This is a genomic window from Spiractinospora alimapuensis (assembly GCF_018437505.1).
GTDB classification, from domain to species: Bacteria; Actinomycetota; Actinomycetes; order Streptosporangiales; family Streptosporangiaceae; genus Spiractinospora; species Spiractinospora alimapuensis.
The window spans coordinates 5,386,142-5,401,481 of sequence record NZ_CP072467.1; the positions used below are offsets into that span (position 1 = coordinate 5,386,142).

Consider the following 15,340-nt stretch of genomic DNA (forward strand, 5'->3'; position numbering starts at 1 on the left):
TGCCGCCTTGCTCGGTGGGGATCTGGGGACACAGTCCAGTCCTACGGCAGCCGAGAAATGAATTCCAGGTTCAATTTTTCACCGAATTCATGCACCATGGGTGCATGATTGACGCTCGGCTCCAACTGCTGATCGCCGTGAGCGAGTACAAGACCGTCACCGCCGCGGCCGAGGCCCTCTACCGAAGCCCGTCCGGAGTCTCCAAGCAGTTGAAGGAGCTCGCCGCCGAGCTGGATATCGACCTGCTCGAACGGCAGGGGCGGCGGGTGCGCCTCACACCGGCCGGTCAGCGCCTGGTGAACCACGCCCGCGCGCTGAACGCCCAGTGGGAGACCGCCCTCAGCGACACGGCGGCCGCCGCTCGACAACTGTGCGGTCCCGTCACGATCGGGAGCTTCCCAACGGGCATCTCCTCCCTCGTCACACCGACGGTGAGCCAGTTGCGGACGCGGCATGGGAGTCTGCGGCCCCTGGTCGTGGAGACGTACTCACGTGAGGTGCTCGTCGCCCTGGAGTCGGGCGCGATCGACGTCGGGCTCTTCGTCGCGGAGGAGGCGACGAGTCGGATCGAGGACAGCCACATCGACGTCTGCGACCTCATGGATGACCCCATCGACCTCCTCATCCCGCATGACCACCCTTTCAACGACCGCGAACGGGTGGCCCTGGTGGACGCTGCGCACGAGGAGTGGATAACGGGCCAGTCGCACCAGGACTCCTACGCGGAGCTCCTCGCCGCGACGCGGGCGGTCGGGTACTCACCCCGGGTCGCCCACTACGCCCAGGAACTCACCGCCGTCACCGCGCTCGTCGCCGCCGGCCTCGGCATCGCCGCCGTCCCCCGGATCGCCATGACGATCTCCCACCCCAACGTCAACCAGATCGCCCTCGCCGGCCGCGACGTTCCCCGCCGCCGGATCCTCCTCGCGATGCGCCGAGGATCCGCCGAGAATCCCCGCATCGAAGCCGTGGTCGCGGCCCTACGGGAGCGCATCGCCGACCTACGCCGCGACCAGTGACGGCGGAAAGCGCCCCGCGGCTCCTCTGACGATGCGGGCCACGGGCCGGGGTCGGAGCTCGGCTATCCGACGACCTCCAGGTTGTCGATCATGGTGCGCAGAGTCCGCGCCGTGCGTTCGTAGTCCTCCGCCGGGACACCCGCCACCGACCGCTCGCGGATCGCCCGCACCTCGGCGGCGACGGTGGTGAGGACCCGTGTGCCGCTCGTCGTCAGTGAGTATGTGTCGTCGTCGAAGTGGACGAGTCCCTCGGCGACGAGCGCGGTGAGGTGGGGGAGCACCGTCTCCTCGGCGGGTGGTGTGAGGAACGGGGCCACTGCCGCGGCCAGCGTCGCCCGGGACGTGGGGCCGCCGGCGAGCGTGTTGAGGAGCTGCCACTGACGTCGGGTGATGCCGTGGGAGTCCACCGCGTGGGCGAAGCACGCGTCGATGCGGCGGTCCAGTGTGCGGAGTAGCAGACCGATCGGAGGAAGGGTCTCGTCGTCGCTGCGATCGCTATCAACAGTTGTATTCATACAACCAATGTGTCTCCTGGTTTGATGGTTGTCAACTAGCAACTGATGTATCGTGGCGGGATGTCGTCCGACCGTGCACCCGTGGAGGCGATCGAGGGCGCGCTGGTGCGCATCCGACGTGACCAGCAGGCCCGGCGGTTACACCGACGCGCCGCGGAGGACGGAGCGGCGGCCAGGGGAGCGGCGGACGCGGCGCGGTTCCGCTACCTGGACGCGCTGGACGGTGCGCCTCGAGAGCTGGCCATCTCGGAGGTCGCCGAGGCGATCGGTGTCGACCGACCGCGCGCCAGCCGCCTCACGAGGGAGCTGATCGCCGACGGATTGGTGGAACACGGCTCCGATGCGCGGGATTCGCGCTACACGCGTCTTCGCCTGACACACTCCGGACAGGAACTGGTGGACGCGGTGCGCGCGAGGCGCCGACGTGCTGTCGCCGACGCGCTCGGCGGGTTCACCGCCGAGGAGGCCCGGACGCTGGCGGTGCTCCTCGACCGCTTCGTGGACGCCTGGCCACGAGGATCCAACTAACTCCGGGGTTCGATGTCAGGGGAGGTGGATGCGTCGGTGCCTCGTTGTGGTGTGGGGCAGTGCTTCACCGCTGGCCGCGTTCAGGCCGTGGAGATCGCGAGCGGGTTCTCAATGGCGAAGGTCATCGGTCGCGTCTGGCCGCGCGCCTGACGATCGTGCCTTCGGTCGGGGGATCCAAGCGATCAGGTATTGACTGACCGTCAGTCAGTTAAATAGGTTTGCCTAACCTGTTCCCGTTGCTCGTCTGTGAGTCGGTCGAGCGAGCCCCTTGGGCGACAGTCACATCACAACAACCAGCCGGGAGGAACGTATGTCGAGTGGCACGCTGGACAAGGAGCTGATGGGGATGATCACCGGCTACATGCCGGCGTTCACGATCAGAGCGGCGCTCCAACTGGGGATTCCGGCGGCGATCGGCGAGTCCACGGTGACGGCCGCCGAGTTGGCGCGTGTCACTTCGACCCACGAACCCTCACTCATCAGGATGCTGCGCACACTGGCCGCACTTGAGGTGCTCGTCGAGACCATGCCAGGGTCCTTCGCGCTGGCTCCGCGGGGACGGCTTCTCCTGCCGGGGGTTCCGGGGTCCCAGCACGACAGTGCCATGGTGATACTCGACGAGTCGATGTGGGGGGCGTGGCCGATCCTCGACCAGGCGATTCGGACCGGCGAATCCGCGTTTGATTGTGCCTTCGGCACTGACTACATGACCTACACCGGGTACGCGGAGGGCTCGGAGATTCGCGACCACGTTGACCAGGCCCTCATTGACGAAACGCGCGCCGTGGCCCCGTTCGTCGTCAACGCGTTTGACTTTCGGCAGTATTCGACCTTCGTCGACATCGGCGGGGGCAGCGGCGCTCTCGCCGCTGCCCTGATCGTCGCCCACCCACATCTCCGCGGCACAGTCTTCGACACTGACAACGGGGCCGCTCTCGCCCCACGGCTGCTAACGGAGGCTGGTGTCGCCGACCGCTGCGAGGTCCGGACCGGGGACTTCTTCACCGAGGTGCCGGTCGGAGACGTGTTCGTGTGCAAGAGCGTGCTGTTCAACTGGGCCAACGACGAGCACGTCTCGACGATCCTCGACAACTGTCGGTGGGTCATCCCGGACAACGGCCGGTTGTTGTTGATCGAGCAGATGCTTCCGCCGACCGTTGACGGATCGATGCCCGCCGACGTCTATGTCGACGACCTGAACTCCGTCGTTAGTCTGGGAGGGCGTCGACGAGCCGAGCCCGAGTACCGCGTGCTGCTGTCCGCGGCGGGTTTCGACATGATCGTCCACCCACTGCCGTCCGCGCCGTACGGCTACGTGATGCTCGAGGCCGTGCCCATCTGACCATCGAATCCGACTACCTAGCCTCGGTCCTCCAATTGGGGCGACCGGGGCGCCCGTCAGCTTCGCGGCTCAACTCCGTGCCACCGATCGCGGACGTCCCGGGAGGAAGGCGGCGATGGTCAGGGCGACCAGGGCCGCCGCCGCGCCGATGCCGAGGACCGTCTGGAAGCCGGCCTCGGACGGGAGCTGGGTGGTGCCCACGCTGAGCGTCATGTGGGCGAGCACGACCCCCGCGACCGCGCTGGAGGTCGAGGTGCCGATCGATCGCATGAGGGTGTTCAGGCTGTTCGCGGCGGCGGTCTCCGACTGGGGAACCGCCCCCATGACCAGGGTGGGCATGGCACCATATCCGAGCCCGATGCCCGCGCCGACAACGCAGGAGACCGTGACCAGGCCCCAGGTGGAGGACATGAGTACCAGCGCGAGGCCGTAGCCGAACGCCACCACGACGGCGCCGACCATCAGGGTCACCTTCGCCCCCATCGCGCGGGAGATCCGCGCCGACACGGGCGCCATCACCATCATCACCAGCCCGCTCGGCGCCATCACCAGACCGGCGACGAGCATGGAACCGCCGAGTCCGTGCCCAGTCGCCTCCGGCAGTTGCACGATCTGTGGAATCACCAGCGACACGGCGAACATCGCGAAGCCGAACGCCACCGAGGCGATGTTGGTGAGCAGCACCTGGCGGCGGGCCGACGTCCGCAGGTCCACCAGCGGCTGACGGCTCCGGAGCTCCCACCAGCCCCAGACCGTCAGCACCACGGCGGCTCCCGCGAAGAGCCCCAACGTCAACCTGCTACTCCAGCCCCAGTCCGCGCCCTTGGAGACGGCGAGGAGGAGACACAGCAGGGCGATCGAGAGTCCCACCGCCCCGGGCAGGTCGAAGCGACCGCCCGTGCGCTGTCGGGACTCGGGGACGAGGGTCCACACGAGCACGGTCGCCAGGGTGCCCAGACCCACCGCCACCCAGAACAGCACGTGCCAGTCGGCCACATCCGCGAGCAGGGCCGCCGCGGGTAGACCGAGTGCGCTGCCGACGCCCAGAGACGCGCTCATCAGTGCGGTCGCTCCGGCGAGTCGCTCGGGCGGGAGCTCGTCACGCATGATGCTGATGCCGAGCGGAATCACTCCCGCGGCCAACCCCTGCAACGTTCGGCCGACGACCATCGGGGCGAGGCTGTGGGACAGGGCGCACACCAGGGAGCCGACCACGAGCATCGCCAGGCTGACCAGTACCATCCGTCTCTTGCCATACATGTCGCCCAGTCGTCCCAGCATGGGGGTGGCCACGGCGGCGGCGAGCAGGGTGGCGGTGATCGCCCAACTGGCGTCGGCGGCGGAGGTGCCCAGGAGTTCGGGCAGGGCGGGAACCAGGGGGATCATCACGGTGTGCATGAGGGCGACGATGATGCCGCTGAGCGCGAGCACCGCGACTACGACGTGGGGCCGTGCTGGGGTGGAGCCGTCGGTCCGCGAAGGCGAGGACGGTGGTCATGGGCAAGAGCGCTCCCGTCACGGCCGGACACAACTCGACAGGAATTAAGTCAGTTGATTGACTTACGCTAACAGGAGGGTGGACGGATCGTGGACGCGGGGCCGAGCGTCAGATGGTTCCTGACGCGTCCAGCGCCCTACACGGAGGAAGGCATGACGGGCAGGACGGTGAGGGACGAACGGGCGACCGCGACCCGGGAACGAATCCTCGCGGCGGCGGTGCGGCTCTTCGCCGAACACGGAGTGACGGCGGTCTCCAACCGGCAGGTCAGCGAGGCCGCCGGTCAGGGCAACAACACGTCGGTGAGCTACCACTTCGGTGGCAAGGCCGATCTGGTGCGAGCGATCGTCCGGCGACACAACGAGGAGATCGAGGTGCTGCGCGGGCGGATGGTCGCCCGGGTTTCCGACAACGCCGGGATCCGGGACTGGGTCGCCTGCCTCGTGCGCCCTCCGACGCAGTACCTGGCCGAGCTTGGCCCACCCACGTGGTTCGCCCGGTTCAACGCGCAGATCTGCACCGACCCGGCCTTCCGCGAGATCGTGGCGGAGGAGAGCCGATCCGCGCCCGCTCTGCGGACCACATTGGAACGGCTCCGTGCCTGCCTCCCGGACCTCCCGCCAGGTGTCCGCGAGGAGCGGGGGGCCATGACCCGTCAACTGATGTTGCACGCCGTCGCCGAACGAGAACTCGCCCTGGCCGAAGGACTCCCGACCGCACGCGCCTCGTGGGACGACGCCACGACCGGCCTCATCGACGCGATCACCGGTCTGTGGCTCGCCCCAACGTCACACGAGCACCCCTGACCAGAGGGACATGAGTCCGCCGTCGTTCACGGCCTTGTGGTCCCGTGCCCACCGGCACGGGACCACAAGGCACAACCGACGGCTCACGCGCCCACGTCCGGGGACGACGGCGGCCGTCCCGACAGCGGACCGGCTGACACGCGCCGGGCGAGGACACCGTTGAGCACCAGCGCGACCACCAGAATGAGCGCCCATTGCGACACCATGGTCATCAGGCTGAACGGTCGCAGCGGATCCCACCACGGGTCACCGAACACGAAGAGCGTCTGGTAGATCCAGAAACCCATCAGCGCCACGAACATCACCGGGAACAGGGCGATACAGAACCGGAACCACCCCGCGATCGGGATCGACTGGGTTTCCGCCACCTCCGCGTGAGCTCGGCCCAGGCCGTACTTCATGACCGCGATCGCCGCGAGCAGCCCGCTCAACAACAGGGCCACCCCCCACACGAAGTCCTGGTTCGCGAAGACGTCCGTACTCAACGCCGACGGGATGCCCAGCACGAACGCTCCCGCACCCACCACGACGAGACTCGTGAGGCGACTCGCCCCCATGTCCATGGCGTTGCGCACCACCAGCTCCACCATGGCCACCAGACTGGACAGTCCCGCCAGGGCGAACGCCAGGAAGAACAGCGGAGCGAACACCACCCCGCCCGGCATGTCCGCGAACAACGGTGGGAAGTGCACGAACGCCATCCCCTCGTTCCCCGCGGCCAACGCCTCCTCGGCCATCACCACCGAAGTGAGCGCGAACAGGGTGCACAGGACCGTGATCCCCGCGAGGAGCCCCGCGATGAGATCACCCACCGTCAGGATCGTGGCGTTGCCCGCCATGTCCTCCCGATCCCGGGAGTAGACCGCGTAGGTCAGGTACAGGCCCCAACCCGCGCCCGTGGAGAAGGCGATCTGGGTGAACGCCTCCAACCACACCTGCGCGTTCCCGAAGTCCGCGAGATCGACAGCGAACAGATACCGCAACCCCTCGAACCCGCCCGGCAACGTCACCGCGCGGATCGCGAGAATCACCAGCAACACGAACAGCGCCGGCATCGCCACCATCAAGACACCCTCGAAGCCCTTCTTCAGGCCCCGAGCCAGCACCAGCACCACCAGCAGAATGGACACCAACTGCAGCGCGACCACCAACACGGGAGACGCCGTCAGGTTCTCCCAAATCCTTCCGGTGTCGATATCAGGCTCAACGAAGCGACCACTCAGCGACGTGCCGAAGTAGTACAAGGTCCACGCGCACACCACCGCGTAGTAAGCCAGGATCCCCACGGTCACCAAGCCCATGAACACGCCCGCCCACGTGAACCGGCGCCCCATGAAATCCCGGAACGCGCCAACCGTCCCCAGACGACTCTTCGACCCCAACAACGACTCCGCGATCAACAACGGAATCGCCCACAACACCGACGCCAACACCATGATGATCAGGAAAGTGCCGCCGCCCCACTCCGCCGCGACCCGAGGAAACCGCCACAGGTTCCCCACACCGACCGCCATCGTGATCCCAGCGGCCACCAGCGCGTACCGACTACGAAATCGCTCCATGCGATCCCGACCTCTCCACCCGCCCGTGTGCGAACGGAGCCGTAGAACCCCCCACCCGCACAAACCGTACATACGCCCCTCCCCGCAAGGGAAGACACACGCCACCCCGACACAACCACCCGCCAAATCCTGTAACCTGACAACACACGGGGCTATGGCGCAGTTGGTAGCGCGCCTCCATGGCATGGAGGAGGTCTGGGGTTCGAATCCCCATAGCTCCACTCGACCTCTGGGCCGACTCTGCTCGCGCGTTGGACGCGCTCGCGAGAGTCGGCCTCTTGTGCTTGTCGGGGGGGGGGCGACCCCCCACAGTGTTTTTTAGGCGCTGCGCGCCGGGCCCCGGGTGGCAACGTTGGTTGTTGTCGGACGGGGTTGGGGGCCTGGTGGGGTGGTTCCGGGGGCCTTGTTCTGGGTGGTTTGGGGTCGACTCTGCTCGCGCGTTAGACGCGCTCGCTGGAGTCGGCCTTTTGTGCTTGTCGGGGGGACGACCACCCCACAGTGTCTTTTGGGCGCTGCGCGCCGGGCCCCGCGAGGTGACGTTGGTCGTTGTCGGACGGGGGCGGCTGGAGGCGCGGGTGGGGCTTTCGCCGCGAATGGTCACGCAAGGAACCGGCGGTGACACTACTGAGACGGTCAGGCTGCCCGCGTCGGCAGGAAATCGACCGGTTCGAGGCTTCCGGTGGGAGACAGGAGGATGCGCCTTCTGTTCCCGGGGTCGCTCGGGTCGAACACCAGGGGGCGGTACTCGCCCTGTAGGGGCACCTCGCGTGGAGGCAAGAAGAGGGAGCATCGCACCCAGCGGGAGGCGCCCGCGGGGTCCGAGAACCTCACGATGACGGACGCGGCGGTGCGCGCGGAATCGAGGGACACCGCCGGGGACTGTACGACCTCGGCGTCGACGAGAATGCCCGAGCGCAGGAGCTCGGCCGCGAGGGTTGCGTTCCTCGTCCGGTGCCGGTTGGAGGCGAGTCGACCGATCAGGCTGAGTCCCCCGAGCAGGACGAAGAGGCCGGGGAGCCACCACTGTGCGGAATACATGACCCAGGCGCCGACCCCCCACGCCTCGTCGTTGTGGAACGTGGGATCCACGGCGATGCCGACCGTGTCTGGTTCGGCCCACATGGTCGTCGCGGCCCAGGTGCCGACAGCGAGGCCGATAAGCACCAGCGACGCGGGACCGATGAAGGCGAAGTGTGTCGCCCGCCTCGTGAAGCGGTGGTTCCACTTCGCGTACTGGCCGAAGCACAGGATGGAGCCCAGAATTCCCAGAGGGATCGCGGCGGCGCGCAGGGCTACGGGAACTCCGGCGTCCCAGCTACTGAACACGCTGTTCAACAGCACGATCCGTACCTGGTCGACTATTCCGCCAATCCCCAGGCCGAGGAGGCCAGCGGCGGCGCACCCGCCCAGACCCCAGATCAGTGTCGCGGTCAGCGCCCTTGGAGATCCTCGGAGTTCGGTTGCGTTCTGTCGCGGGGACTCCAGTGGATCCGTCAGACTCATGCCTATGAGGGTATCGCCCCTCGTCAGAGGGGGGATGTCGCGAAAAGGGGCGCCCGTTCGTGGCGTGAGGTGATGGCCGCCGCGCCGGCGTTCCACCGGTACGCCCAGCGACGTCGTCCCTTCATGGGCGGAGTTCCTCTCCCCCTCCCCCGAAAATGCAAGTAACTATCAGAAATTGCTAGAGTGAAGCCATGTCACAGCAGCCAGGGTTGAGGGAACGCAAGCGGCGGGCGGCCATGCGTCACGTGCAGCACGTCGCCTTGGACCTGTTCGACGAGTACGGGTTCTCCGGCGTCACCATCGACCAGATAGCCGAGGTGGCGGAGGTCTCACCGAGTTCGGTGTACCGATACTTCGGGACAAAGGAGGGGTTGGTGCTGGTCGACCCCAGTGGGGGAGACAGTCGCATCCAGTCGGTGGCGCGGGAGGCGCGCGGTGCCGAGGTGATCGGGGTGGCGCGCGCCCGGCTCGTCGACTACCTCACTCACGGGATGGAGGACGACGTCACCCAGCGGCGGGTGCGTTACCTGATGGAGGTCCCCGCCCTCCAAGCCGCGATGTCGCAGAAGCTCTTCGAGCGCCTGCGTTTCATCGGTGAGGAGTTCGCTCGGGAGCACCGTGAGGACGACGGCATCACCTTCGACATTCAGGTCGCCCTGGGGGCCACCTACGGCGCGGTGCTGGGTGCCCTGCAGTACTGGCACGCCACCAGCTTCAGCGAGCCGTTGACGGAGCTGCTGGACCGGACCCTCGCGACGCTCAGCCAGGGCCTACCCGACCAAACATCGTCACCCGTCTGAGTCGACCTCCCGGGGGGCTCACCCGCCCGAACGGGTGGTGAGCGGAGTGCTGTGCAGGGGAAGTGACCTGAGTCCGCGCAGTACGAACGTGGGTCGTTGCCGGGCCCGTCCCGCGAGACGTGGGCCGGCGAGCCGTTCGAGGAGCGTGGTGAACGCGATCTCCGCCTCCATGCGCGCCAGCGCGGCACCCAGGCAGTGGTGCGGTCCGGCGGCGAAGGACAGATGACGCCGGGCGTCGTCCCGGGCGAGATCCAGTGTCTCGGGACGGTCGAACACCTCGGGGTCGCGGTTCGCCCCACCGATCATCAGCGTGATCGGCTGGCCGACGGCCAGCCGATACCCGTTGACCTCGATCTCCTCGGTCGGTATCCGCGCGGTGAGCTGGATGGGCGCGTCCCAGCGCAGGAGCTCCTCCACCGCGGCGGGGACGGCCCCCGGGTTCGCGCGCAGGTGGGCGCGCTGCTCCGGATGTCGAACGAGAGCCAGGGTGCCGTTCCCGATCAGGTTGACGGTCGTCTCGAATCCGGCGAACAGCAGCAGGGTGCAGGTCGCGATCAGCTCACGGCGGGTCAGCCGTTCTCCCTCGTCCTGGACCTCGATCAGGTGGGATAGGAGGTCTTCGCCCGGATCCCGCCGACGTCGCTCGATCAGCGCGGTGAAGTACGTGTGCAGATCGACCAGGGCCTGGGTCGCCGCGCGTTGGCGGCGTGCGGGGACGATCGCGTCGAGGTCCGCGGCGAGGGCCGCTCCCCACCTGCGGAACCGCTCATGGTCGGGGCGCGGGATCGCGAGCAGCTCGCAGATGACCAGAACCGGGAAGACCCCGGCGAACTCCGTCATCAGGTCGAACGTTGGCCGGCGCGTCGCCCGTGCGACGAGGTCGTCGGCGAGGCGGGTGAGCTCAGGGCGCATCCCCTCCACGGCCTTCCGGCTGAAGGCCTTGCTGACCAGCCGACGCATCCGGGTGTGGTCCGGCGGATCCATCCCGATCATCGACTCGGGGCCGATCGGTTCGATCAGCCCAGGCCGGGGGGGTGAGCCGAACAACCATCGCTGGAAGCGCTGGCCGCCTCCCTTGATGTCCTCCCGCATGGCCGTCGCGGTACGCGTTCCGGGGTGGCGAAGCACGGCGTCGCAGACGGCGTGGTTCGTGGTCACCAAACCCATGGACGTCTCGACGACCGGCCCCATCTCGCGGAGACGTCGATACATCGGGTAGGGGTCGGCGCGCACTCGGTTCGACAGCAGATCACCGCTGATCCCGCCCCGCCATCGCAGGAGAGCGAGCGATCCGGCGCGGATCCCGTCCCTGGTCGCGCCTTCGACGACGTCCAGCGCCTTCACGTCATCCCTCCCTGACCGTGGTGGGTGCCCCTCGACCGACACACGAGTGGTCACCACGGCGAGTATTCGACAACTGCTATTGACTGTCAACTGATATCAACTGTCGCTTTGGCGCCTGTTAGGCACCTGGCCACTGCCCTCCTCGCCCCACGGCGGCCGGTCGGTGTGGTGGTGTTCCTCTCCATCGCGGGGTCCCGCGGTCCGTCCTGGCTGGGGCGTGTCGCTGGCGTCCGGGAGGGGGATTCCGGCGAATCCCCTGTCAACACGGGTTCGGCGATGCTCGAGTCGTGAATCGCGGCGGGCGGGAGGCGCGAAGTCCCGGGGGATAGTCGCCGAACTCACCAACGACACGTGTGACCGAGTCTCTCCATTCCTGCTATACCTAGATTATCTGCGACGACCCGTCGATCGCCGATGGTTTCGGAGTTGTTGGACGGACTGATTCGGCATGTCGCGATCGACCGCACGTGTATTTCGGCATGATTTCCGGGGTGTGGCGTCAGCATGTCCAAATGGCTCCGAATGTGACGTGCGAGTTTACTGTCCTGCCTCGGTCCAGCGTGAACAAAAGGGTGGGTTTATATGAATCTCACTCCGTCAGATACGGAGAAGCTGCTGCTCAGCGTCGCCGGCATGGTCGCCCGTGACCGCCGTGAACGCGGAGTTCTCCTCAATCACCCAGAATCTGTCGCATTGTTGTCCTGCTGGGTTATGGAGCGCGCCCGGGAAGGATCCTCGGTCGCGGAGTTGATGACCGAGGGGCGCCGCATTCTGACCCGAGAGGAAGTCATGGAAGGGGTGCCCGAGATGCTTTCCGACGTTCAGGTCGAAGCGACATTCCCGGACGGCCGTAAACTCGTCACGATCGCCGAGCCGATCCAGTGATCCCGGGAGAAATGCGCGTTCGCGAAACGCCCATCGAACTCAACGAAACCCGGGACAAACACACCCTGGTCATCGTCAACGACGGCGACCGGCCGATCCAGGTCGGATCCCACCTGCACCTACCCGACGCCAACCCGGCGCTCAGCTTCGACCGGGAGGCTGCCATGGGGTTCCACCTGGACATCCCCGCCGGGACCTCCGTGCGTTTCGAACCCGGGGTGAGCCGGTCGGTGGAGCTGGTCACGTTCGGCGGGCGCCGCTTCATCGCCGGCCTCCAGATCCGAGGGGTGGAACTGACCCCGCACAGCCGGGCCCCGAAAACCGTGGTTCCGTTCGGCACGCCCGGTACCGAGCCCGAGATGCCCGGACACCCGCTGCCCGCCTCCGCGAAGGTCAGCGACGAGCCCGCGCAGGACGAACCCGACCAGGACGAGGACGAGAGGGGAGACGCGTGAGCCTGATCAACCGTCGGGACTACGCCCGGCTGTACGGACCGTCCGTCGGTGACCAGGTCCGGTTGGGCGACACCGATCTGTGGATCGAGATCGAGCAGGACCTGTGTGTCGGTGGCGACGAGGTCGTGTTCGGTGGCGGCAAGACCATCCGAGAGTCCGCCGCCCAGGGCGTGACGTCCAGCGCCGACGGCGCGCTGGACATGGTGATCACCAACGCGATCGTCCTCGACCACTGGGGCGTGGTGCGCGCCGACGTCGGGGTCCGGGACGGCCGCATCGCCGGGATCGGCAAGGCCGGTAACCCCGACACCATGGACGGGGTGCACCCGGACCTCATCATCGGGCCTGGCACCGACGTCATCGCGGGGGACCGCAAGATCCTCACCGCCGGCGCCATCGACACCCACACCCACTTCATCACCGAAGCCGAGATGTTGGAGGCGCTCGCCACCGGTACCACAACCGTCACCGGAGGCGGGGTGGGCCCGACCGAGGGCTCGAAGGCGACCACCGTCACGCCGAGCCCCTGGTCCCTGGCCGTGATGCACCGCGCGTTGGACCATCTGCCGCTCAACGTGCTGCTGCTGGGCAAGGGCAGCACAGTCAGCGCCGAGGGGCTCGCCGAGCAGGCCTTCGGCGGGGCCGGCGGATACAAGGTGCACGAGGACTGGGGAGCGACCCCAGCCGCCGTCGACGCCGCGCTCCGCGCCGCCGACGAGTACGGACTCCAGGTCGCGCTGCACGCCGACAGCCTCAACGAGACCGGCTACGTGCAACACACCCTCGACGCCATCGCGGGGCGGGGCATCCACGTCTTCCACTCCGAAGGGGCCGGAGGTGGGCACGCGCCCGACATCATCGTGGTGGCCAGCGAGCCCAACGTGCTCCCGGCGTCGACCAACCCGACACTGCCCCACACGGTCAACACCGTCGCCGAGCACCTGGACATGCTGCTGGTCTGCCACCACCTGAACCCCGCGGTGCCCGAGGACCTGGCCTTCGCCGAGTCCCGAATCCGGTCCACCACGATCGCGGCGGAGGACATCCTCCACGACATCGGCGCGATCTCCATCACCTCCTCCGACGCCCAGGCCATGGGCCGGATCGGGGAGGTCATTTGCCGCACCTGGCAGGTGGCGCACGTGATGAAGGCGCAGCGTGGAACCCTGGACTCCTCACTACCCGCGGACAACGAGCGCGCCCGACGCTACGTCGCCAAGTACACGATCTGCCCCGCCGTCGCGCACGGGATCGACCACGAGATCGGCTCCGTCGAGAAGGGCAAACTCGCCGACCTCGTGCTCTGGGATCCCGCGTACTTCGGCATTCGGCCCTACACGGTGATCAAGGGCGGAGCAGCGGTGGGCGGAGCCCTCGGGGACCCCAACGCCACCATCCCCACGCCACAGCCGGTCTTCATGCGGACCGCCCTGCCGAGCGCGCCGACCTCCGCGCCGCACCTGTCCGTGAGCTTCGTGGCCCAGGCGGCGATCGACTCCGGGCTGGCACGCACGCTCGACATCCGCCGGAAGCTGGTGGCGGTGCGGCCGACCCGCGACATCGGGAAGGCCGACCTCCCCAACAACACGGCCCTGCCGCGGCTGGAGGTGGACCCGGAGACGTTCGCGATCAGTATCGACGGTGAGCTGGTCAAACCCAACCCGGTGGACTGGGTTCCCCTGGCACAGCGCTACACCATGTTCTGAGCCGTGGCCATGACACCCGATATCACCGCACTGCTGCTGGCGGACGGACGCCTGCCGATCGGTGGTCACGCGCAGTCCGCCGGCCTGGAGCCGGCGCTGGCGGCCGGCCTGACCGTCAAGGACGTGCCGGCCTACATGCGGACGCGGGTGCGAACCGTGGGTCTGGTCGAGGCGGCGGCCACGGTGATGGCCCGCAGGGCGGCGCTCGACCCGCCGGTCCGTCTCGACGTCGTCCAGAACGCGGTACTCGCCCGGACACCCAGCGAGCCGCTGCGGGCCGCGTCCGGGCTCCTGGGTCGAGGGCTCTGTCGACTGGCGACCCGCTGGTGGCCCGACCACGAGGCCGTGGCCGCGCTGACCGCGCTCGGGTCGGGACCACAACGCCCCGTGGCCCTGGGCGTCGTCGCCGCCGTGACCGGGATGAGCGACGAGCAGGTCGCCCGCGTGTGCCTCTACGACGACGCCCAGACCGTCGCGTCGGCGGCGTTGAAGCTGTTGCCGGTCGACCCGGCCGACGCCGCGTGGTGGGTCCTTGACCTGGGGCCCGCCATCGAGGAGACGACGCTGCGCGCGACCCGACCCACGACGCCCGCCGAGCTGCCTGCGGCGACCGCGCCCTGGATCGAACAGTGGTCCCTGGATCACGAACGACGAACAAGGAGACTCTTCATTGCCTGAGCACCACCACTCCCACGGCCCGTCCACCACCCGTCCCTTGCGGCTGGGCGTCGCGGGCCCGGTGGGAACCGGAAAGAGCACCCTGATCGGCACGCTGTGCCGCGAACTCTCCTCCACAGCGGAGCTCGCGGTCGTCACCAACGACATCTACACCGACGAGGACGCGCGGATGCTGCGCGCGGCCGGAGTCCTCAGCCCCGACCGGATCCGTGCCGTGGAGACGGGAGCCTGCCCGCATACCGCGATCCGCGACGACGTCACCGCCAACATGATCGCGGTGGAGGACCTCGAGCGTGAGTACGCACCGCTCGACATCGTCATCGTCGAGAGCGGCGGAGACAACCTCACGGCGACGTTCAGCCCCGCCCTCGTCGACGCGCAGATCTTCTGCATCGACGTGGCGGGCGGCGGCGACGTCGCCCGGAAAGGCGGCCCCGGGATCGAACGTGCCGACCTGCTCGTCGTCAACAAGACCGACCTCGCGCCGCACGTGGACGTCGACGTCGAACAGATGGTCGCCGACGCCACCGCCGCACGGCACGGCCTGCCCGTGCTCGCCCTCGCCCGTTCCGACCAGGACTCCGTCGCGCGCCTGAGCGAGTGGGTGCGGGGGATCGCCGCCGCCTTCCACGGTGGCACGCACGAGGCGAAGGACCCCGGTCCCATGGCACCGCACTCCCACGCCCACAGCCACTGACG

Annotated in this window: 15 protein-coding genes and 1 tRNA gene; 11 read left to right on the forward strand and 5 right to left on the reverse strand. The window is 68.0% G+C overall.

What is annotated here, in order from left to right; all coding sequences use genetic code 11:
• Positions 1–104: 104 nt before the first annotated feature.
• Positions 105–1,019, forward strand: a complete 915-nt coding sequence (locus tag J4H86_RS25065) for a LysR family transcriptional regulator (protein WP_236540784.1) — start codon at positions 105–107, stop codon at positions 1,017–1,019.
• Positions 1,020–1,081: 62 nt separating this feature from the next.
• Here the strand turns inward: J4H86_RS25065 and J4H86_RS25070 are convergent, their stop codons facing one another.
• Positions 1,082–1,534, reverse strand: a complete 453-nt coding sequence (locus J4H86_RS25070) for a MarR family winged helix-turn-helix transcriptional regulator (RefSeq protein WP_236540785.1) — start codon at positions 1,532–1,534, stop codon at positions 1,082–1,084.
• Between the two features lie 60 nt (positions 1,535–1,594).
• Between J4H86_RS25070 and J4H86_RS25075 the strand changes: the two genes are divergently transcribed.
• Positions 1,595–2,062, forward strand: coding sequence for a MarR family winged helix-turn-helix transcriptional regulator (locus J4H86_RS25075; protein WP_236540786.1), 468 nt, complete (start codon positions 1,595–1,597; stop codon positions 2,060–2,062).
• Positions 2,063–2,372: 310 nt separating this feature from the next.
• Positions 2,373–3,404 (forward strand): methyltransferase, encoded by a 1,032-nt coding sequence (locus J4H86_RS25080; protein ID WP_236540787.1) that lies wholly within the window; start codon positions 2,373–2,375, stop codon positions 3,402–3,404.
• 69 nt (positions 3,405–3,473) lie between these two features.
• Here the strand turns inward: J4H86_RS25080 and J4H86_RS25085 are convergent, their stop codons facing one another.
• The gene (locus J4H86_RS25085) at positions 3,474–4,835 is read right to left on the reverse strand and encodes an MFS transporter (RefSeq protein WP_269134502.1); all 1,362 of its coding nucleotides are present in this window, start codon (positions 4,833–4,835) and stop codon (positions 3,474–3,476) included.
• A gap of 219 nt (positions 4,836–5,054) precedes the next feature.
• On the opposite strand from J4H86_RS25085, the gene J4H86_RS25090 reads away from it, so the two are divergent.
• On the forward strand, positions 5,055–5,708 hold the full coding sequence (locus J4H86_RS25090; RefSeq protein WP_236540788.1) for a TetR/AcrR family transcriptional regulator: 654 nt from the start codon (positions 5,055–5,057) through the stop codon (positions 5,706–5,708).
• Positions 5,709–5,791: 83 nt separating this feature from the next.
• Here the strand turns inward: J4H86_RS25090 and J4H86_RS25095 are convergent, their stop codons facing one another.
• Positions 5,792–7,270, reverse strand: a complete 1,479-nt coding sequence (locus tag J4H86_RS25095; RefSeq protein ID WP_236540789.1) for a sodium-dependent transporter — start codon at positions 7,268–7,270, stop codon at positions 5,792–5,794.
• 148 nt (positions 7,271–7,418) lie between these two features.
• Here J4H86_RS25095 and J4H86_RS25100 point away from each other — a divergent pair.
• Positions 7,419–7,491: transfer RNA gene (locus tag J4H86_RS25100), tRNA-Ala, on the forward strand.
• A gap of 412 nt (positions 7,492–7,903) precedes the next feature.
• Here J4H86_RS25100 and J4H86_RS25105 read toward each other — a convergent pair.
• On the reverse strand, positions 7,904–8,773 hold the full coding sequence (locus J4H86_RS25105) for a hypothetical protein (protein ID WP_236540790.1): 870 nt from the start codon (positions 8,771–8,773) through the stop codon (positions 7,904–7,906).
• Between the two features lie 191 nt (positions 8,774–8,964).
• Between J4H86_RS25105 and J4H86_RS25110 the strand changes: the two genes are divergently transcribed.
• Positions 8,965–9,573, forward strand: coding sequence for a TetR/AcrR family transcriptional regulator (locus J4H86_RS25110; protein ID WP_236540791.1), 609 nt, complete (start codon positions 8,965–8,967; stop codon positions 9,571–9,573).
• A gap of 18 nt (positions 9,574–9,591) precedes the next feature.
• On the opposite strand, the gene J4H86_RS25115 is transcribed toward J4H86_RS25110, so the two are convergent.
• Positions 9,592–10,917: a cytochrome P450 gene (locus J4H86_RS25115; RefSeq protein WP_236540792.1), complete on the reverse strand. Its 1,326-nt coding sequence runs from the start codon at positions 10,915–10,917 to the stop codon at positions 9,592–9,594.
• Between the two features lie 582 nt (positions 10,918–11,499).
• Between J4H86_RS25115 and J4H86_RS25120 the strand changes: the two genes are divergently transcribed.
• Genes J4H86_RS25120 through ureG form a run of 5 tightly spaced genes read left to right on the forward strand, consistent with a single transcriptional unit; the run spans position 11,500 to position 15,338 of the window.
• Complete coding sequence (locus J4H86_RS25120; RefSeq protein ID WP_236540793.1) at positions 11,500–11,802, forward strand: urease subunit gamma; 303 nt, start codon at positions 11,500–11,502, stop codon at positions 11,800–11,802.
• An 11-nt stretch (positions 11,803–11,813) separates the two neighbouring features.
• Positions 11,814–12,257, forward strand: a complete 444-nt coding sequence (ureB, locus tag J4H86_RS27740; protein ID WP_236540794.1) for an urease subunit beta — start codon at positions 11,814–11,816, stop codon at positions 12,255–12,257.
• Positions 12,254–13,963, forward strand: coding sequence for an urease subunit alpha (locus J4H86_RS25130; protein ID WP_236540795.1), 1,710 nt, complete (start codon positions 12,254–12,256; stop codon positions 13,961–13,963). The genes ureB and J4H86_RS25130 overlap by 4 nt, the downstream gene beginning before the upstream one ends.
• Before the next feature lie 9 nt (positions 13,964–13,972).
• The gene (locus J4H86_RS25135) at positions 13,973–14,641 is read left to right on the forward strand and encodes an urease accessory protein UreF (RefSeq protein ID WP_236544168.1); all 669 of its coding nucleotides are present in this window, start codon (positions 13,973–13,975) and stop codon (positions 14,639–14,641) included.
• The gene (ureG, locus tag J4H86_RS25140; protein ID WP_236540796.1) at positions 14,634–15,338 is read left to right on the forward strand and encodes an urease accessory protein UreG; all 705 of its coding nucleotides are present in this window, start codon (positions 14,634–14,636) and stop codon (positions 15,336–15,338) included. The genes J4H86_RS25135 and ureG overlap by 8 nt, the downstream gene beginning before the upstream one ends.
• The last annotated feature ends 2 nt before the right edge of the window (positions 15,339–15,340 follow it).